This is a genomic window from Herbaspirillum sp. FG34 (assembly GCF_057809315.1).
Genome location: NZ_JBMDJS010000003.1, coordinates 370,754 through 388,513, shown reverse-complemented (window position 1 = coordinate 388,513; position 17,760 = coordinate 370,754). Strand labels below are relative to the sequence as shown.

Genomic DNA, 17,760 nt, shown 5'->3' with positions numbered 1-17,760 from the left:
TGGGCAGAATCTGGCCTGGAGCAGTCACCCACGTGAACACGTGGTCTTCATGTGGGTATCAGGAGTGGCCATCATAAGATCGCTTTTGATTTCGAAAAACAGCATAATCGATCACAGTTTGTTTCTGAAATCGTTCAAATCATGAGGTGGCGGGATGGATCGCTTGATGGCCATGCAGGTCTTCGTGACGGTGGTGGATGGCGGCAGCCTGTCGGCGGCGGCCGAACAGCTGGACTTGTCGCGGCCGGTGGTGTCGCGCTACGTGGCCGAACTGGAAGACTGGGTCGGCGCACGGCTGCTGCACCGGACCACGCGGCGGCTCTCGCTCACGCCCGCCGGCAACGAACTGCTGCCGCGCTGCCGCCAGATGCTGGAGTATTCCGAGGACATGCGCCATGCCCTCGATGCGCCCGATGAAACCCCGCGCGGGCTCTTGCGCATCACCGCCAGTACCTCCTTTGCGCAGACCCAGCTGATTCAGGCCGTGGTCGACTATGGCCGCCGCTATCCGGGTGTGGCGGTGGACCTGCTGGCGCTGGACCGCACCGTGAACCTGGTGGAAGAACGCATCGACCTGGCCATCCGCATGACCAACCGGCTGGAGCCCAACCTGATTGCGCGTCCGCTCGGGGTGTGCCGCTCGGTGATTTGCGCCACCCCGGATTACGTGGCGCGTCACGGCTTGCCGCGCAGGGTGGAGGATCTAGCCTTGCACAATTGCCTGACGCATTCGTATGTAGGGCGCAGCCTGTGGCAGTTTGATCCAAAAAAGAAAAAAGCCAGGGCCGGCAAGGGAAGTCATGCAGTCAAGACGCAGACCCAGAGCGTGGCCGTCGGCGGCAGCATCAGTGCCAATGAAGTGACGGTGTTGTTGCAGGCGGTATTGGCGGGCGTGGGCATCGGTCACATGCCGGCCTACACGGTGGCACCGCTGGTGGCCAGCGGTCAGCTGCTGCAATTGCTGCCGGACTACGAACCCTTGCAACTGGGCATGTATGGCGTCTATGCCTCGCGCAAGCACATGCCGGCGACCTTGCGCACGATGCTCGATTTTCTCGCCCAGCGGTTTGCGGGCCAGCCGTTTTGATCAGGACGATCGGGTCGATCAGGACGACAAGAATGATCAGGGCGTGATGCTCAGCAGCTTGTGCACCAGCTCGGAGGAGGTGGAGGCAGCGAACTTGCGCATCAGCCGGGCGCGGTGCATTTCCACCGTACGCGGGCTCAGTTCGACCTGGCGGGCGATGAGCTTGCTGGTCTTGCCTTCCACCAGCAGCGCGGCGATCTCGCGTTCGCGCGGGGTCAGACCGGGCGCGATGGGGCGCTTGGCGCTGACATCCTCGAAGGTCCAGATACCGGCCGCATGCGGGTTGTCGCGATTGAGCGCGTGGCCGGTGACGTGGCACCAGAACATTTCATCGTTGGAGCGCTTCATGATGCGCTCGTCCGAATAAAAGCCCTTTTCGTTCAAGATGGGGACCAGGCGCAGGCCGGTGCGCTCGAATTCATCGGCAGTGGGATAGATCTCCTGGAAGGAGGTCTGGCGCAGGGCATCGACCTCGTAGCCGAACATCGCCGCCATGGCCAGGTTGGCCTGCTGGATGACGCGGTTGTGGGAGACGCACATGCCAATGGGCGCGTGCATGAAAACCTGTTCAAAGTCGATGGGAAGTGGCTGGATCATGTGCTGCTGCAATTTGGCTAGGCCCTATCAACTGGCGGGACCGTCCGGCGGACGGTACCATGCTGCATTGCGCCAGGTATTTTTACCGTATTGTATGGCTTATTTCAGCTGCCCTATGATAATTGGCGCTATTTGGAGCCGAATGGGGCCTGGCGACGTCCTCATGCGTTGCGCAAGAGAAGCCCCTGCATCCATCCCTGTTGAAGCCGGCAAGTCCGCCGGCCCGCTTGCAACCCTGCTCGCAAGACAAGAGCCGAAAGGAGACTCGTGAACAAAGTGTATCCAGACGCGGCCACCGCGTTGAAAGACATCGTCAAGGACGGTCAGACCATTGCGGTCGGCGGCTTTGGCCTGTGTGGCATCCCCGAGGCGTTGATCGCCGCCCTGCGTGATTCGGGCGTGCAGAACCTGACCGCCATTTCCAACAACGCCGGTGTCGATGGTTTCGGCCTGGGCCAGTTGCTCTCCACCCGCCAGATCAAGAAGATGATCGCCTCCTACGTGGGCGAGAACAAGGAGTTCGAGCGCCAGTACCTGGCCGGTGAACTGGAACTGGAGTTCACTCCGCAAGGCACCCTGGCCGAGAAACTGCGCGCCGGTGGTGCCGGCATCCCCGCTTTCTTCACCAAGACCGGTGTGGGCACGCTGGTGGCCGAGGGCAAGGAGGTGCGCGAGTTTGACGGCGAGCGCTACGTGATGGAACGCTCGCTGGTGGCCGATGTGTCGCTGGTGAAGGCGCAGAAGGCCGACAAGGCCGGCAACCTGGTCTTCAACAAGACCGCGCGCAACTTCAATCCCAACGTCGCCATGGCCGGCAAGGTCACCGTGGTGGAGGTGGAAGAACTGGTGGAAGTGGGCCAGCTGGACCCGGACCAGATCCACACTCCCGGCATCTTCGTGCATCGCATCGTGGTCAACGCCACGCCCGAGAAGCGCATCGAACAACGCACCGTGCGCGCATAAGGAGACACAGAAAATGGCATGGACCAGAGATGAAATGGCTGCGCGCGCAGCCAAGGAACTGCAGGACGGCTTCTACGTGAACCTGGGTATCGGCTTGCCCACGCTGGTGGCCAACCACGTTCCGAGTGATATCGAAGTGTGGCTGCAATCGGAGAACGGCTTGCTGGGCATCGGCCCCTTCCCCACCGAAGACCAGGTCGATGCCGACCTGATCAACGCCGGCAAGCAGACCGTGACGACCATTCCCGGCTCGTCCTTCTTCAGCTCGGCGGACTCCTTCGGCATGATTCGCGGCGGCAAGATCAACATCGCCATCCTGGGTGCGATGCAGGTCTCGGCCAAGGGTGACCTGGCCAACTGGATGATTCCCGGCAAGATGGTCAAGGGCATGGGTGGCGCGATGGATCTGGTGGCCGGTGTGGGCCGCGTGGTGGTGCTGATGGAACATGTGGCCAAGGCCAAGGATGGCAGCACTTCCAGGAAGATCCTGAACGACTGCAACCTGCCGCTGACCGGCGTGGGCGTGGTCAACCGCATCATCACCGACCTGGGCGTGATCGATGTGACCCCGGGCGGCCTGAAGCTGATCGAACTGGCCTCCGGCGTGACCAAGGAGGAAGTGATCGAGAAGACCGAAGCACCGCTGGATGTGAGCGAAGTCTGATTGTCATCCCGTCCTCAGCCGGCCGCTGCCGTTGCGGCCGTGTCGGGATGAACGAAGGGCGCCATGACAATGGCGCCCTTTTTGTTGGAGTCCGCATCCACGTGCATCACGCCACGCCACTGATGCGCACCGCATTGCGCCCATCCCGCTTGGCGCGATACAGGGCCGCATCGGCGGCATTGAGCACGTCCTCCACACGACGATGATGTTCGCGCTGCAGCGTCGCCACACCGACGCTGATGGTGAGCACGCGCAGCGGACTGGTGGCATGCACGATCAGGCGGCTGTAGACCGCGTCACACAGGCGCTGCGCCATCAGGCGGGCGCCCTGTTCATCGGTCAGTTCCAGCAGCACCACGAACTCCTCGCCGCCGTAGCGGCCGGCGCAGTCGGTGTTGCGCGGCAGGTTTTCAGCAATGGCCTGCGCCACCTCCTGCAGGACCTCGTCGCCCAGCTTGTGACCATAGGTGTCGTTGTAGAGCTTGAAATAGTCCACATCGATGAACAGCACCGAGAAGGTCGAATTCAGATTGCGCCGGCAGCGCTCCCAGGTGGCCTGCAGGGCATCGTCCAAAGCGCGGCGATTGAGCAGCCCGGTCAGGCCGTCGGTGAGGGCCAGTTCCTCCAGGCGCCTTTCGGTACTCACCCGGCGACGCAGCTCTTGCCGGATATGCGAGAGCAGATAGGCCGAGAGCAAGGCGAAGATGAACAGCGAGAGCAGCACTGCATACAGCGTCTTGCGCCAGCTCTTGAAGATCGTCTCTTGCGCATAGCCGACGAAGACGATCAGCGGCGAATCGGGAATGCGGCGGAACGTATAGAGCCGCTCCTGGCCATCACTGTTGGCGCGGGCGAAGAAACTGCCCTCCTCATGCTGCAGAGCGTTCTTGATATGCTGGAAATTGCCGCTGCCGCTGAGGTCGCGTCCTATCATGTCCTCGCGGTAAGGCACCCGCATGTAGGCCACGCCATCGTCCGAATACAGCGAGATGACGCCATTGGCGCCCAATGACAAGCCTTCGAACAGATCGCGGAAATAAGCCAGGTCCAGCGCCATGACGACGATGCCGCCAAAGCTGCCGTCTTCATTGAACAGCCGCTTGGACAGCACCACCACCTGCAGTTCATTGCCCAGCTTGGCCCGCATGGGACGGGAAACGTACAGGCCGACATTGGCCGAATCGCGGTGCGCGGTGAAGTAGGCACGGTCGGCATAATTGGGGGCGGCTTCGCCAGGACGGCGACGCGAACTTGCCAGCACCTCGCCGCGAGGGCCGATGACGGCCATCACCGTGATGTTGCTGACGCTGGGTGCGCTGCCGAACAGATAGGCATAGCGCTGCGCCTCGTTGAGCCGGTGGCCACCCAGCGGATGCTGGTAGCGGTAGGCCAGTGTGTCCAGCGACAGCGACAGTACTTCGAGGTTGCGCGAGATGGCGCGCTGGGAGATCAGCGTCACGTTGTTGGCGTTGGCTATTGCCGAAAGACGGGTCTGGCGGTAACTCTGATAGAGCGTGCTGGCACACATGGCCACCACCATCAGCATGGCAATGCCCAGGACGACGACCAGGTATTTCTTCAACTGCTTGATTTTTGTTCCCCCACGAATGCCCAGGCGCAATTAACGCATAAAGCAAAACGCGCTTCCATCTTGATCGGCGGCAACGTGATTGTCCTGCAACAAATGATGAACCGGTGTGCAGCACCGTCTGTCACATGGTTTCATTGGTCGCCCGCTTCATGGTCAAATGCGAGCGCCGCCAACCGAACTGGCGCCGTGCCGGAGGCATCCTGAACATCAAGAACACCATCAAGCGCGACCTGGTCATCCTGTGGGCATTCATTGCTCTGATCGCCCTCATCCTGGCCTTCCTGCTGCTGCAGCTGAGCCGCCAGGGCGCCTCCTCGCAGATCAGCCAGGCCACCGGCCAGGCCGCCGTGAGTTGTGCAACCATGAGCGCGGGCCTGGCGCACGCGCTCTCTTCCGGCAGTGGCGCGCCCCGCATTGCCACCGACGGAGATGGCCTGCCCGGCAGTGCGATCATGCAGGCGGTGATCGACCTGTCCCTGCGCGATCAGGCCGGAGTGGAGGGGGGCTTCTGGCATCCGCAGCGCAATGTCGTGGCCTATGCCTTCCCGACCTATGACGGCAGCGGCATCAAGCGCGACCCGCCGGGCGCGGAAATGGAACGCATCGTCTCGATGGCGCAGCGCGCCCTGGATGGCGGGACTACCGTCACCGACGTGCGTCCCGGCCTGCGCGAGGCGGTGGTGTTTGCCGCCTGTCCGGTGCCGCTGGACAAGCTGCCCCTGGCCGCCTGGACCCTCAAGCGCGTCCCCGTGATGAGTGCCACGGTGCTCAATCAGTTGCTGGTAGCCAGCGCCCTGCTGCTGGCCTTCGTGATCATCAGCGGTGTATGGCTGGGCGCTACGCTCACGCGCTGGCGCAGCCAGTCCGAACGCCTGGCCAGCCAGCTCGCCCATGCCGAACGCCTGGCCACGCTGGGCCGGGTCGCTGCCGGCATGGCCCACGAGATCCGCAATCCCATTGGCGCCATGCGCATGAAGGCCGAGAATGCCCTGGCCGCCCCCCCGCAGGTGCGCGAGAAACGCGTGACCGGCGCGCTGGAAATGGTGGTCAGCCAGACCGAGCGCCTGGATACGCTGGTGGCCAGCCTGCTGGCGCTGGCGCAGCCCTTCCAGGTGCAGCGCCAGGCCACCGATCTGTCGGCCTGGATCGATGCCCGTTGCCAGGCCCATGCCGAACTGGCCGAGCGACAACAGGTGCGCTTGCAAGCCGCCATCGACAGGGGCAGCTTTGCCGGGCGTCTCGTCACGAGTGCGCTGGATCCGGTGCAGATGGCGCGCGCCGTGGACAATCTGCTGCTCAATGCCCTGGCGCATGGCACTGCAGGTGGTCATATCGAACTTGGCGCCCGCCTGCGCGACGATGGCTGGCTGGTGCTGTGGGTGGCCGATGACGGACCGGGCGTGCCGGAGGCCTTGCGTGACAGTCTGTTCGACCCTTTCGTCAGCCAGCGCAGTGGTGGCACCGGGCTGGGCCTGGTGCTGGTGCGCGAGATCGTGCATGCGCATGGTGGCGTGATCAACCTGGCCGCCAGTGAACGCGGCGCCCGTTTCGAGATGGAGTTGCCATGGCGCGCATCCTGATCGTCGATGACGATGTTGCCTTTCGCGGCAGCCTGGCCGAGACCGTCGGCGACCTGGGTCACGAGGTGCTGGAAGCCGGCAGTACTGCCGCCGGCCTGAGACTGCTGGGCGCGCATGCGGTGGACGTGGCCATCGTCGACCTGCGCATGCCGGAGGAAGATGGCCTGGTCTTCCTGCAGCGTGCCCCGGCCATCGCGGCCATCCCTTGCATCATGCTGACCGCTTACGCCAGCGGCGACAACACCATCGAAGCCATCCGCCTGGGCGCCTTCGATCATCTGACCAAACCGGTGCCGCGCGCTGCCCTGGTGGAAACGCTGGAACGCGCCCTGCGCCAGAGCGCGGCCCGCGCCGATACGGCAATGACGCCAGACACATCAGCCAGCAGCGAACGCAATGCCCTGGTCGGCGACAGCGAGGCCATGCGCCAGGTGTTCAAGCAGATCGGGCGTGCTGCCACCAGCGACGCCACCGTGCTGATCCTGGGCGAGACCGGCACCGGCAAGGAGCTGGTGGCGCGCGCCCTGCATCGCAACGGCCTGCGCGCGGCGCGTCCCTTCGTGGCCGTCAATTGCGCTGCCATTCCCGCCGAGCTGATCGAGAGCGAACTGTTCGGCCACGTCAAAGGCGCCTTCAGCGGCGCCACCGCAGCGCGCCTGGGCCGCTTCCAGGAAGCCCATGGCGGCACGCTGTTCCTGGACGAGATCGGCGACATGGCCCTGCCGACCCAGGCCAAGATCCTGCGCGTGCTGCAGGAACGCGAACTCACGCCGGTCGGTGGCCAGCAGGCGGTGAAGGTGGATGTGCGGGTGATCGCCGCCACCCACCGTGACCTGCCGCAGGAAATCAGCGAGGGGCGCTTCCGTGAGGATCTCTGGTATCGCCTGCAGGTCCTGCCGATCAAGGTGCCGCCGCTGCGCGAGCGTCCCGGTGACATCCTCGCCATTGCCGAGCATTTCCTGCGCCAGCAGGGGGGCGATACCCCCAAGCGCATCAGCCCGGCCGCAGCGCGCCGCCTGCTGCAGCATGCCTGGCCGGGCAACGTGCGGGAGCTGCGCAATACCATGGAGCGTGCCGCGGTGATGAGCCACGGTGCCAGCATCGAGGTGGAGCATATCGAACTGGACGAGCGCAGCGCGGCCGGCCAAGGCCGCGACATGGCCATCGACTGGGATGGCGAGCTGGCGGTGGCGGTGGCACAGGTTGAACGCGTGATGCTGCAACGGGCGCTGGCGGCGGCCAACGGCAATCGTGCCGAAGCCGCCCGCCGACTGGGCATCTCGCGCCAGCAGCTGTATCGCAAGCTGGAAGAACAGGGCGGGGCAGGGGCTTGAGCCTGCTGCATGCGGTGTTCCGGCAGCAGACCCGCCACGGCGTAGTGCGTGACGATCAGACGGGGATGGGATTGGCGACTGAAGTCGCGTTGACACCAGTCAGTTTCATGATTTTCCTTCACGTGGTCTGGGGTGGGGGGCCGCAATCGCCCGCCCGTAGCGGGCCGTCGCGGCAAGGTTCATATCGGGACAAAAAACGGTCTATCCGGGCTACTCAGTGCAGATCGGTGCCGGTGTAGCGTGGCGCCGGGGTATTGGCGGAGAGCTGGGTGGCCATGTGCTGGCGTGCGCTCTCGAAACGGGTCCAGGCGTCTTCGTCATGCAGCGAGGGGATGGTGACCAGCTCGCCGCGCTGGAATCCTACCAGGGCCGCATCGACCATCTGCTCGGCCGACATCACGATGGCCGGGTCCAGGTGCTCCACCGGCAGGCCGCCGATGGCCCAGAAGTCGGTGGCGGTGGCGCCCGGCAGCACGGCTTGCACCTGCACGCCCTGGGCCGCCAGTTCGTGGTGCAGCGATTGCGAGAAGGCCAGCACGAAAGCCTTGCTGCCGCCGTAGACACCATTGAGCACTTCCGGCGCCACGGCCACGATGGAGGAAATGTTGATGACCGCACCCCGGCCACGGGCCACGAAACCGGGCACGGCGGCATAGGTCAGGCGGGTCGGGGCGGTGACGTTGAGGGCGATCATGCCGGTCATGTGCTCGACCTTGCTTTGCAGCAGCGGCGTGTGGGTGCCGATGCCCGCATTGTTGACCAGCAGGGTGATGCTGGCATCGCTGCGCAGTTTCTCTTCCACCTGGGCCAGCGAATCGGCCTGGCCGAGATCGGCTTCCAGCACTTCGACGCTGCGGCCGGTCTGGTTGGTCAGGCTGGCGGCCAGGGTATTGAGGCGCTCGCGGTTGCGGGCCACCAGGATCAGGTCGTAGCCCAGGCGTGCCAGGCGGTCGGCGTAGATCGCCCCGATGCCGGAGGATGCGCCGGTGACGAGGGCAGTGCCACGGTGGACTTGGTTTTGCGGCTGGTTCATGCGGTTCTCCTTGAGTGAGGTGTGTCGATGGAGTGCATCTTAGGCCGCTTGCAGACTTCCGAAATGACGTATATGGTCGTGTTTTAGGACATTCGTTACGGAGTCACGACATGCACCACATCGGCTATCTGCTCACCGAAGGATTCCAGGTCATGGGCCTGGCCACGCAGTCGGTCTTTGAATACGCCAACAAGGTGGTCGGCCACGAGTTCTACCGGATCCACAACTATTCGGTCGAGGGCGGCGATCTCACCTCGTCTCTGGGCATGCGGGTCACGACCGGCAAGGCCGCCGCCTCGGCCACCATCGATACCTGGATCGTCTGCGGCGTGGGCGATCCGCTGGAGTCGCCCGCCAGTGCCGGGGAGCGCGCCTTCCTGCAGCGCGCAGCCAAGCGGGCCAGGCGCATCGCCGGCATCTGCACCGGCGGCTTCGTGCTGGCCGAGTCGGGGTTGCTGGCACGGCGCCGTGCCACGACGCACTGGGCCTTCGCCGCCGCCATGCGCACGCGCTTCCCCGACATCCAGGTGGAAGACGACCGCATCTACATCGTCGATGGCCCCCTGTGGACCTCGGCCGGCATGACCGCCGGGCTGGACCTGGCGCTGGCCATGGTCGGCAAGGACCTGGGCGAGGAGGTGGCGCGCGGCGTGGCGCACAAGCTGGTGATGCACCAGCATCGCGCCGGTGGGCAGTCGCAGCATTCCGAAATGCTGGCGCTGGCACCCAAGACCGACCGCATCCAGGATGTGCTCAACTATGCCCGCCGCCATCTCAAGCGCGCCCTCACGGTGGAAGAGCTGGCCGAGCAGGCCAACCTCAGTGCGCGCCAGTTCACCCGGGTGTTTACCGCAGAGACGGGGCAATCCCCGGCCAAGGCCATCGAGGGCTTGCGGCTGGAGGCGGCGCGCTTGATGATCGAGCAGAGCCGTCATCCGCTGGAAGTGGTGGCGCGCGAGACGGGTTTCAGGGATCGCCGCCACATGCGTGAAGTGTTCCTGCGCGGATTTGGCGTGGCCCCGCAATCGATGCGGCGCGAAGTGCGCGCCTGAGGTGTGAACAGCCCCTAGTGCGCCGCACTGGCCGAAAACAGATTGATCACCATGACGCCGGCCACGATGAGCGCAATGCCTGCGATGGCCGGCCAGTCCAGCCGCTGATGGTGAACAAGCCATGCCGCCAGGGTGATGAGCACCAGACCCACCCCGGACCAGATCGCATAGGCCACGCTGGTGGGCAGGGTGCGCAGGGTCAGCGCCAGGCAATAGAAGGACACCCCGTAGCCCAGTACCACGATGATGCCCGGCAAGAGACGCGTGAATCCCTGTGAGGATTTGAGGGCGGTGGTGGCGATCACCTCGGCGACGATGGCGACCGCCAGGGTCAGGTAAGCGGACATGCGGGTTTCTCCTGTGGATAAATCAAGTCGTTCAACGTGTGCCGGCGCGCGGCGCGGACAGTGTCCGGCAACGGACGCCAGGGTGTCACGAGAACGGACACCACTCGACGAGGAATAGTTTCAAGTCATTGATTTTCAAGGGATTCATGGCAGGCACGGGGTTTGCAAAAAAGAGAGCGTACCTCTCTCACCTCACAGCGCAAAGGAGTTGTCATGTCCCGTTCCACCTTGCTTCCTCGTTGGCCAGTTGCGTTCCCGGCCCTGGCCCTGGTCCTGTCCGGATCGATGATGGTGGCCCAGGCCCAGGCCCAGGCCGTGCCGGTCCCGCCGCCGGGCGCCGCGCCGCTCGCTGCGCCCATGGCGCCCCCGCCTGCCACCTATGATGCCGCCATGACCTCCCAGGCGCCCATCACCGAAGGTCGCGTGAGTCGTCTGCTGATCAATCCCTATGGCGAAGTCGATGGCCTGATGGTGGGTGAGCGCACGGTCGTCAAGTTCCCTCCGCACCTGTCGCAGACCCTGCAGAACGCCGTCAGGCCGGGCCAGTCGGTGCGCGTGTTCGGCCAGGCGGAAGCGGCCGGGGTGATCAAGGCCGATGCCATCGTCAACCTGGCCAATGGCCAGACCGTGATCGACCGCCCGCCTGCCTTCGATGCCAATCCGCCGCTGCCGCCGCATCTGCGCGCAGCACAATTGCGCCAGCTCTCGGTGCGCGGCAAGATCGCCCTGGTGCTGACTGACCCGCGTGGCCAAGCCAATGGCGTGATCCTTGATGACGGCAGCATCGTGCGCTTCGCCCCCGACAGCCTGCGCACCCCGCTGGAACCCGGCGCGCCATTTGCTGCCAATGGCCTGGGAACCCGCAACAGTGTCGGCACCGCCATCGAGGCCATCGATGCCGGCGCCAGCGCCGATTCCTTGCAACCCTTGTACAGCCGCGTCCGATAATGGTTTGCGGCACGGGCAGGCGGCCGCTCTGGCCGATGTCCTGCGTGTCATTTCATCCATCTGATCAAGAACAAGAACCATGTCGCCAAAAATCCTTCCCATCGTTTTCCTCATCATCTCCAACGTCTTCATGACCTTTGCCTGGTATGGCCACCTCAAGTTCGAGAACCGGCCGCTGTACCTGGTGATCCTGGTCAGCTGGTGCATCGCCCTGGCTGAATACTGCTTCGCGGTGCCCGCCAACCGCATCGGCCATACCGTCTACAACGCCGCCGAACTGAAGACCATGCAGGAGGTCATCACGCTGGTGGTGTTTTCGATCTTCTCGGTGCTGTACCTGGGCGAGCAGTTCACCATCAATCACCTGGTCGGCTTCGGCTGCATCTGCCTGGGCGCCTTCTTCATCTTCAAGGGGCCCCTTTGATGAATGCCAGCGCCGGCTCCATTGCCTGGCTGTCCAGGCTGAACTTCTTCCTGGCCGATGTGCGCGACGGACTCGGCCCTTTCCTGGGCGTCTTCCTGATGGGTCATGGCTGGGCCGCTGACGACATCGGCTATGTGATGACGTTGGGCGGTATCGCCGGCATGCTCGCCACCACCCCTGCCGGCGCACTCACCGATGCGGTGCGCGCCAAGCGGCTGGTAGTGGGAATCGGTTCGGTGCTGGTGGTGGCGGGCTCGCTGCTGTTGCTGATCTCGTCCAGCTTCACGGTCACGGCCCTCTCGCAGGTCGGCACCGGCATCGTCGGCGCCATCATCGGACCGGCCATTGCCGGCCTGACGCTGGGCATCGTCGGCCAGCAGGGCTTGCCTGCGCAGCTGGGAAACAATGAGGCCTGGAACCACGGCGGCAATGTCTTCTCGGCGGCGCTGGCCGGTGCACTCGGCTACTTCTGGGGCTTGCCGGCGGTGTTCGTGCTGATGGCGGTGATGGCGGTGGCGTCGCTGGTGTGCCTCTCGCGCATCCGGCCCGAGGACATCGACCATGATGTCGCCCGTGGCCTCGATCCTGAACGTGCCGCCGACCAGCCGCAGGTGTCCGCCTGGCGTGTGCTGGCCGGTTCGCGTGCACTGATGCTGCTGGCGCTGGTGATGATGCTGTTCCACCTGGGCAATGCGGCCATGCTGCCCTTGCTGAGCCAGTCGGTGGTCTCGCGCGGCAATGCCGATCCGGCGCTCTATACGGCGCTGACCGTGATCGTGGCGCAACTGGTGATGATCCCCACGGCGCTCTTTGCGGGTCGGTTCGCCGACCGCAAGGGCTACTGGCTGTTGATCACCGTGGCTCTGCTGGCGTTGCCGGTGCGCGGCCTGGTAGCCGGGGTCTGGGATTCGGCCTGGGCGCTGTTGCCGGTGCAGATGCTCGATGGCGTCGGCGCGGGTTTGCTGGGGGTGGCCTTGCCGGGCTCGGTGGCGCGCATCCTGCAGGGTAGCGGCCACATCAACATCGGCCTGGGCGCGGTCACTACCATCCAGTCCATCGGTGCAGCCATGAGCCCGGCATTGGCCGGCGTGGTGGCCAGGCACTACGGTTATGGCGCGGCCTTTGCTGCCCTGACGGGGATCGCCTTGCTGGCGCTGGGGGTGTGGGGTGCGCTGGCGCAGCGGCGGGAACATGGGGCCGCACCGATGGCGGTTCAGCGCTAGAATCCCCGCATGCCCGCCAGGGTAGAACTTTCAAGAGTCGATCATGCGTTCCTGCCTGTTGTTTGTCCTTTGTCTTGCCAGCCTTCCGCTGGCGGCCCACGCGGCCGGCGACCCCGTCGCCGGCCGTGCCGCCTTCGCCAAATGCGCCAGCTGCCATGCGGTCGGCCCCTCGGCGCGCGGCGGCTTTGGTCCGCAGCTGACCAACGTGATCGGGCGCAAGGCCGGCTCGACCGTCGATTTCAAGTATTCCCCGGCGATGACATCGGCCGGTTTCATCTGGACCGAAGACAAGTTGCGCGCCTTCCTCAAGGCCCCTAGCGATGTGGTCCCCGGCAACAAGATGCGCTTCTGGGGCATCGGCAGCGACAAGCAGATCGACGACATCCTCGCCTACCTGCGCAGCTTCAATCCCTAGGGCGACATTGCCACCCTCTTCCTCAGGCCTGCGGCGGCAAGCCCATGCGTCTGCGGGCCAGATGAATGGAGCCATTGCGCATGGCCCAGCGGACAGGCTGCGCAGCCAGCCATACCGAGCGGCGCAGCAGTTCGCGCCGCATCGGTCCGCGCGGCCTCACACCCAGCATCTCCTGCGCCCAAGGTGGCAGCAGGTCCACGCCGCCGCGCATCATCAACCTCGTCCAGGGCTGTGCTACCGGGTTGGGAGCAGGTGCATGCAGGACCAGCTGCAAGGTCGTGCGGGTACGGTCGTCACAACGCAATTGCGGTCGCATGCGGTCGATGTAATCGGCGATGGCCGCCCTTGAACGCGGCACCTCGCGTGCACCCAAGGCTTCGGCGACCAGTGCGATCTCCTCCAGATAGCGGTCTTGCCGTGCCGCCGGAAAATCCGGATGGCGATAACGCAGATAGCCCTGCAGGAAGCAATGTACTTCGGCCACATGAACCCAGGTCAGCAGATCCGGATCGCTGGCCGCATAAGGGCGTCCGTCGGGCGCAGTCCCGGTGACACCAAGATGAATCTGCCTGACGCGCGCAATCAGTCGCTCGGCGTCGGCCCGGCTGCCGAAGGTGGTGCCGGCGACGAACTGCGCGGTGCGGCGCAGCCGGCCCAGCATGTCGGCCTGGAAGTTGGAGTGGTCCCAGACGCCTGCCAGCGGCAGTGGATGCAGCATCTGCAGCAGCAGCGCGGCGACGCCGCCGGTGAGCATGGCGGTGAAGTCACTGTGCACCTGCCAGGCCGCCGAGTCCGGGCCGAACAGGCCGGGGTCGCCCGGCGGCTGCAGGAAGTCGGCACTGCCGGGGCCGCGACTGATGGCGAGGACGTTGGCTTCGATGCGCTGGCGCAGGAATTCCATGATGCAGAAATGGCGAGAAGGAAGGGCAGTGTGCCATAGCGACCGCATTCTTGCCGGGTCCTTCATGTGGACTTTTTTCCGGATGTGCTGGCAGCCGGCGAGAAGCGCTTCGCTGACATTTCTGTCAGAAAGCGATTTGTCGAAAAGCCTTCTGCACGCGGCTTGCGAGGCCGTTACAATAGCCACGCCGCGCGGTCCCAGAAGAACAACATCGGGGCGCAGGGCAGCGCATAACAAGCGCACATTCAGGCAACGCGGCCGGGACACCGGGGAAACACGCCAGGCCGCGCCAGAGGTCATGCAGCATCACGGGAGAGGACGGCCGACATCGCACGGGATGCCGGCTGCGGGCAGGGCTGAGCCACAGGGCAGCCGGTCCGGCCTGCCCGTTTCACAGGGATAGCAGTTCATGAACATGGTTGCGCTGGCCTTGCGCCGCCCGTACACCTTCATCGTGATGGCCTTGCTCATCGTGCTGGCCACGCCATTGACGCTGAAGAACATGGCCACCGACATCTTCCCCGAGATCAATATCCCGGTGGTCTCCATCATCTGGAACTACAACGGCCTGTCGGCCCAGGAGATGGGCCAGCGCATCGCTGCGCAAAACGAGCGTGGGCTGACCACGGTGGTGAGCGACATCGAGCACATCGAGTCGCAGTCGCTGGCCGGGGTGACGGTGATCAAGGTGTTCTTCCAGCCCAAGGCCAACATCCAGACCGCCATTGCCCAGGTCGTGGCCTCGGTGCAGACCCAGGTGCGGCAACTGCCACCGGGCATTACGCCGCCGCTGGTGATCAAGTACTCCGCCTCCAGCATCCCGGTGATGCAGCTGGCGCTGTCCTCGCCCACGCTGCCTGAGCAGAGCGTCTTCGATGCCGCCGTGCAGACCCTGCGTCCGCAACTGGTGACCATACCCGGCGTGGCCGTGCCTTATCCCTACGGCGGCAAGAGCCGGCTCATCTCGGTGGATCTCGATACCCAGGCCCTGCAGGCGCGCGGGCTGGCCCCCATCGATGTGGTCAATGCGATCAATACGCAGAACCTGATCCTGCCTTCCGGCACCGCCAAGTTCGGCGCAACCGAATACGCGGTCAGGATCAACGGTTCGCCCGAAGCGGTGGCGGGCCTCAATGAACTGCCGGTGCGCACCACCAATGGCGCCACCATCTATCTCAAGGACGTGGCCAACGTGCGCGATGGCTTCTCGCCCCAGACCAACGTGGTGCGCCAGGATGGCGCGCGCGGTGTGCTGCTGTCCATCCTCAAGAACGGTGGCGCTTCCACGCTGGACATCGTGGACAACCTGCGCAAGCTCCTGCCCACGGCCGCCCAGACCCTGCCGGAAGACCTCAAGATCACTCCGCTGTTCGACCAGTCGCTGTTCGTGAAGGCAGCCGTGACCGGCGTCATCAGCGAGGCGCTCATCGCCGCCGGCCTCACCGCGGCCATGGTGCTGCTGTTCCTGGGCAACTGGCGCAGCACGCTCATCATCGGGCTGACCATTCCACTGTCCATCATGGCGGCCATCCTGATGCTGGCGGCGCTGGGCGAGACGCTCAACCTCATGACCCTGGGCGGTCTGGCACTGTCGGTCGGCATCCTGGTGGACCAGGCCATCGTCACCATCGAGAACATCGAACGCCACCTGCACCTGGGCAAACCGCTGCACGATGCCATCATCGTCGGTGCCGGCGAGATCGGCGTGCCGGCCTTCGTGGCCACGCTGTGCATCTGCATCGTGTTCGTGCCGATGTTCTTCCTCTCGGGCGTGGCGCGCTTTTTGTTCGTGCCGCTGGCCGAGGCAGTGGTGTTTGCCATGGCCGCTTCCTACCTGCTTTCGCGCACCCTGGTGCCCACGCTGGTGATGCTGCTCATGGCCCACCATGGCCAGGTCGACAGCACCAGGCAGAGCCTGTTGCAGCGTCTCTATCGTGCCTTCGACAACCGTTTCGAGCGCGTGCGCCACGGTTACACGCTGGTGTTGTCCTCGCTGCTGGCGCACCGGCGCCGGTTCGCGCTGGGCTTCCTGGGCTTCTGCCTGCTGTCCTGCCTGCTCTATCCTTTGCTCGGGCGTGACTTTTTCCCCAATGTGGATGGCGGACAGATCCGCCTGCACATGCGCATGCCCACCGGCACCCGCATCGAGGAAACCGCACGCGCCGCCGATGAAGTCGAACGTGTCATCCGCACCCTGATCCCGGCTTCCGAACTGGAGACCATCCTCGACAATCTGGGCGTACCCAATTCCGGCATCAACCTGTCCTACAGCAATGCCGGCACCATCGGTACCCTGGATGGTGAAATCCTGATGGCCTTGAAGCAGGGCCATCGCCCCACCGAGGAACTGGTGTCGTTGCTGCGCGAGCAGTTGCCGCGCCGCTTCCCGGGCATCGAGTTCTTCTTCCAGCCGGCCGACATCGTCACCCAGATTCTCAACTTCGGCCTGCCGGCCGCCATCGACGTCCAGTTCACCGGTCCCAACATGCAGGCCAACGCGCTCCTGGCCGCCGAACTGACCAAGCGGATCCGCCAGATTCCGGGGGCGGTCGATGCCCACGTGCATCAGCGCCTGGATGCGCCCGCGCTGGACCTGCGCATGGATCGCACACGACTTCAGCAGTTCGGCCTGTCGGCGGCCAACGTCGGACAGAACCTGCTCATTGCCTTGTCGGGTAGCTCGCAGACGCAGCCGGCCTTCTGGCTCAATCCCAACAATGGCGTGGTCTACAGCATCGCGGTGCAGTCGCCGCAATACCAGGTCGATTCGCTCGATGCCCTGCTCAACATTCCGGTGGGCGCCGGCGCCAATGCCACCACACCGCCGCAGTTGCTGGGCAACCTGGTCGATGTGCATGCGGGACGCCAGATGGCGGTGGCCTCGCGCTACAACATCTCGCCGGCCATCGATGTCTACGTCAGCGTGCAGGGTACCGACCTGGCCAGCGTGGCCGACAAGGTCGCCACCCTGGTGGACGAGATCAAGCCCAGGCTGGCGCGCGGCAGTCAGGTGGTCATGCGCGGCCAGGTGGAGACCATGCAGTCCTCCTTCATCGGCCTGGGCGTGGGGCTGGCCATGGCCATCGTGCTGGTCTACCTGCTGGTGGTGGTGAACTTCCAGTCGTGGATCGATGCGGCCATCATCATCGCCGCCTTGCCCGCAGCCCTGGCGGGGATTGCCTGGATGCTCTTCATCACCGGCACCACGCTGTCGGTGCCGGCCTTGACCGGCGCCATCATGACCATGGGCGTGGCCACGGCCAACAGCATTCTGATCGTGGCTTTTGCGCGGCAGCGCAGGCAAGACGGTGCCACACCGCTGGCGGCCGCGCTGGAAGCGGGTTCCACCCGTATCCGTCCGGTGCTGATGACGGCACTGGCCATGATCATCGGCATGATCCCCATGGCCCTGGGCCTGGGCGAGGGGGCCGAGCAGAACGCCCCGCTGGGGCGTGCCGTGATCGGAGGTCTGTTGCTGGCCACCGTATCGACCTTGTTCTTCGTGCCGGTGGTGTTTGCCGGCGTGCATCAGCGACTGGCCCGCCGCGCCGAGAGACGTCGCATTCAGGCGGGCGGGCCCGCGCATCAGGAGTCTTGAACC

At 64.8% G+C, this 17,760-nt stretch carries 16 protein-coding genes; 11 read left to right on the top strand and 5 right to left on the bottom strand.

From position 1 onward, the window contains the following. Positions 1–154 precede the first annotated feature (154 nt). Positions 155–1,087, top strand: coding sequence for a LysR family transcriptional regulator (locus ACODSZ_RS05890; protein ID WP_175343761.1), 933 nt, complete (start codon positions 155–157; stop codon positions 1,085–1,087). A gap of 36 nt (positions 1,088–1,123) precedes the next feature. Here the strand turns inward: ACODSZ_RS05890 and ACODSZ_RS05885 are convergent, their stop codons facing one another. Continuing rightward, complete coding sequence (locus ACODSZ_RS05885; protein WP_008333510.1) at positions 1,124–1,684, bottom strand: PAS and helix-turn-helix domain-containing protein; 561 nt, start codon at positions 1,682–1,684, stop codon at positions 1,124–1,126. A 267-nt stretch (positions 1,685–1,951) separates the two neighbouring features. Here ACODSZ_RS05885 and ACODSZ_RS05880 point away from each other — a divergent pair, with 267 nt between their 5' ends. Together ACODSZ_RS05880 and ACODSZ_RS05875 are read left to right on the top strand one after the other, a co-directional pair. After that, positions 1,952–2,647 (top strand): CoA transferase subunit A, encoded by a 696-nt coding sequence (locus tag ACODSZ_RS05880; RefSeq protein ID WP_008333508.1) that lies wholly within the window; start codon positions 1,952–1,954, stop codon positions 2,645–2,647. A gap of 13 nt (positions 2,648–2,660) precedes the next feature. Beyond that, complete coding sequence (locus tag ACODSZ_RS05875) at positions 2,661–3,311, top strand: 3-oxoacid CoA-transferase subunit B (RefSeq protein WP_008333506.1); 651 nt, start codon at positions 2,661–2,663, stop codon at positions 3,309–3,311. Between the two features lie 106 nt (positions 3,312–3,417). Here ACODSZ_RS05875 and ACODSZ_RS05870 read toward each other — a convergent pair whose 3' ends face one another. Beyond that, positions 3,418–4,932 carry a sensor domain-containing diguanylate cyclase gene (locus ACODSZ_RS05870; protein ID WP_175343759.1) on the bottom strand — a complete coding sequence of 505 codons (1,515 nt, stop codon included), beginning with the start codon at positions 4,930–4,932 and terminating at the stop codon, positions 3,418–3,420. Between the two features lie 95 nt (positions 4,933–5,027). Here ACODSZ_RS05870 and ACODSZ_RS05865 point away from each other — a divergent pair, with 95 nt between their 5' ends. Further along, on the top strand, positions 5,028–6,482 hold the full coding sequence (locus ACODSZ_RS05865; protein ID WP_241821894.1) for a sensor histidine kinase: 1,455 nt from the start codon (positions 5,028–5,030) through the stop codon (positions 6,480–6,482). Beyond that, positions 6,467–7,816: a sigma-54-dependent transcriptional regulator gene (locus tag ACODSZ_RS05860; RefSeq protein ID WP_488927234.1), complete on the top strand. Its 1,350-nt coding sequence runs from the start codon at positions 6,467–6,469 to the stop codon at positions 7,814–7,816. Before ACODSZ_RS05865 ends, ACODSZ_RS05860 begins: the two co-directional genes overlap by 16 nt. Positions 7,817–8,030: 214 nt before the next feature. Here ACODSZ_RS05860 and ACODSZ_RS05855 read toward each other — a convergent pair whose 3' ends face one another. Then, on the bottom strand, positions 8,031–8,849 hold the full coding sequence (locus tag ACODSZ_RS05855) for an SDR family NAD(P)-dependent oxidoreductase (RefSeq protein ID WP_488927233.1): 819 nt from the start codon (positions 8,847–8,849) through the stop codon (positions 8,031–8,033). 110 nt (positions 8,850–8,959) lie between these two features. Here ACODSZ_RS05855 and ACODSZ_RS05850 point away from each other — a divergent pair, with 110 nt between their 5' ends. Next, complete coding sequence (locus ACODSZ_RS05850) at positions 8,960–9,901, top strand: GlxA family transcriptional regulator (protein ID WP_488927232.1); 942 nt, start codon at positions 8,960–8,962, stop codon at positions 9,899–9,901. A 14-nt stretch (positions 9,902–9,915) separates the two neighbouring features. On the opposite strand, the gene ACODSZ_RS05845 is transcribed toward ACODSZ_RS05850, so the two are convergent. Next, complete coding sequence (locus ACODSZ_RS05845; RefSeq protein ID WP_008333487.1) at positions 9,916–10,248, bottom strand: DMT family transporter; 333 nt, start codon at positions 10,246–10,248, stop codon at positions 9,916–9,918. A gap of 213 nt (positions 10,249–10,461) precedes the next feature. Between ACODSZ_RS05845 and ACODSZ_RS05840 the strand changes: the two genes are divergently transcribed. From ACODSZ_RS05840 to ACODSZ_RS05825, 4 genes are all read left to right on the top strand, one after another. After that, positions 10,462–11,196: a hypothetical protein gene (locus tag ACODSZ_RS05840; protein ID WP_488927231.1), complete on the top strand. Its 735-nt coding sequence runs from the start codon at positions 10,462–10,464 to the stop codon at positions 11,194–11,196. Between the two features lie 79 nt (positions 11,197–11,275). Continuing rightward, positions 11,276–11,620, top strand: coding sequence for a DMT family protein (locus ACODSZ_RS05835; RefSeq protein ID WP_008333485.1), 345 nt, complete (start codon positions 11,276–11,278; stop codon positions 11,618–11,620). Continuing rightward, positions 11,620–12,843 carry an MFS transporter gene (locus ACODSZ_RS05830; protein ID WP_488927230.1) on the top strand — a complete coding sequence of 408 codons (1,224 nt, stop codon included), beginning with the start codon at positions 11,620–11,622 and terminating at the stop codon, positions 12,841–12,843. The genes ACODSZ_RS05835 and ACODSZ_RS05830 overlap by 1 nt, the downstream gene beginning before the upstream one ends. Before the next feature lie 43 nt (positions 12,844–12,886). Continuing rightward, the gene (locus ACODSZ_RS05825) at positions 12,887–13,258 is read left to right on the top strand and encodes a c-type cytochrome (RefSeq protein WP_488927229.1); all 372 of its coding nucleotides are present in this window, start codon (positions 12,887–12,889) and stop codon (positions 13,256–13,258) included. 22 nt (positions 13,259–13,280) lie between these two features. On the opposite strand, the gene ACODSZ_RS05820 is transcribed toward ACODSZ_RS05825, so the two are convergent. Beyond that, positions 13,281–14,159 (bottom strand): oxygenase MpaB family protein, encoded by an 879-nt coding sequence (locus ACODSZ_RS05820; RefSeq protein ID WP_488927262.1) that lies wholly within the window; start codon positions 14,157–14,159, stop codon positions 13,281–13,283. A 409-nt stretch (positions 14,160–14,568) separates the two neighbouring features. On the opposite strand from ACODSZ_RS05820, the gene ACODSZ_RS05815 reads away from it, so the two are divergent. Then, positions 14,569–17,757, top strand: coding sequence for an efflux RND transporter permease subunit (locus ACODSZ_RS05815; protein WP_488927228.1), 3,189 nt, complete (start codon positions 14,569–14,571; stop codon positions 17,755–17,757). Positions 17,758–17,760 lie beyond the last annotated feature (3 nt).

Bases quoted from the DNA above. Each gene is read 5' to 3' on its own strand.
- ACODSZ_RS05820 (WP_488927262.1), bottom strand. From the start codon at position 14,159: ATGGAATTCCTGCGCCAGCGCATCGAAGCCAACGTCCTCGCCATCAGT.
- ACODSZ_RS05815 (WP_488927228.1), top strand. From the start codon at position 14,569: ATGAACATGGTTGCGCTGGCCTTGCGCCGCCCGTACACCTTCATCGTG.
- ACODSZ_RS05850 (WP_488927232.1), top strand. From the start codon at position 8,960: ATGCACCACATCGGCTATCTGCTCACCGAAGGATTCCAGGTCATGGGC.
- ACODSZ_RS05885 (WP_008333510.1), bottom strand. From the start codon at position 1,684: ATGATCCAGCCACTTCCCATCGACTTTGAACAGGTTTTCATGCACGCG.
- ACODSZ_RS05825 (WP_488927229.1), top strand. From the start codon at position 12,887: ATGCGTTCCTGCCTGTTGTTTGTCCTTTGTCTTGCCAGCCTTCCGCTG.
- ACODSZ_RS05890 (WP_175343761.1), top strand. From the start codon at position 155: ATGGATCGCTTGATGGCCATGCAGGTCTTCGTGACGGTGGTGGATGGC.
- ACODSZ_RS05855 (WP_488927233.1), bottom strand. From the start codon at position 8,849: ATGAACCAGCCGCAAAACCAAGTCCACCGTGGCACTGCCCTCGTCACC.
- ACODSZ_RS05835 (WP_008333485.1), top strand. From the start codon at position 11,276: ATGTCGCCAAAAATCCTTCCCATCGTTTTCCTCATCATCTCCAACGTC.
- ACODSZ_RS05865 (WP_241821894.1), top strand. From the start codon at position 5,028: ATGGTTTCATTGGTCGCCCGCTTCATGGTCAAATGCGAGCGCCGCCAA.
- ACODSZ_RS05830 (WP_488927230.1), top strand. From the start codon at position 11,620: ATGAATGCCAGCGCCGGCTCCATTGCCTGGCTGTCCAGGCTGAACTTC.
- ACODSZ_RS05840 (WP_488927231.1), top strand. From the start codon at position 10,462: ATGTCCCGTTCCACCTTGCTTCCTCGTTGGCCAGTTGCGTTCCCGGCC.
- ACODSZ_RS05845 (WP_008333487.1), bottom strand. From the start codon at position 10,248: ATGTCCGCTTACCTGACCCTGGCGGTCGCCATCGTCGCCGAGGTGATC.
- ACODSZ_RS05860 (WP_488927234.1), top strand. From the start codon at position 6,467: ATGGCGCGCATCCTGATCGTCGATGACGATGTTGCCTTTCGCGGCAGC.
- ACODSZ_RS05875 (WP_008333506.1), top strand. From the start codon at position 2,661: ATGGCATGGACCAGAGATGAAATGGCTGCGCGCGCAGCCAAGGAACTG.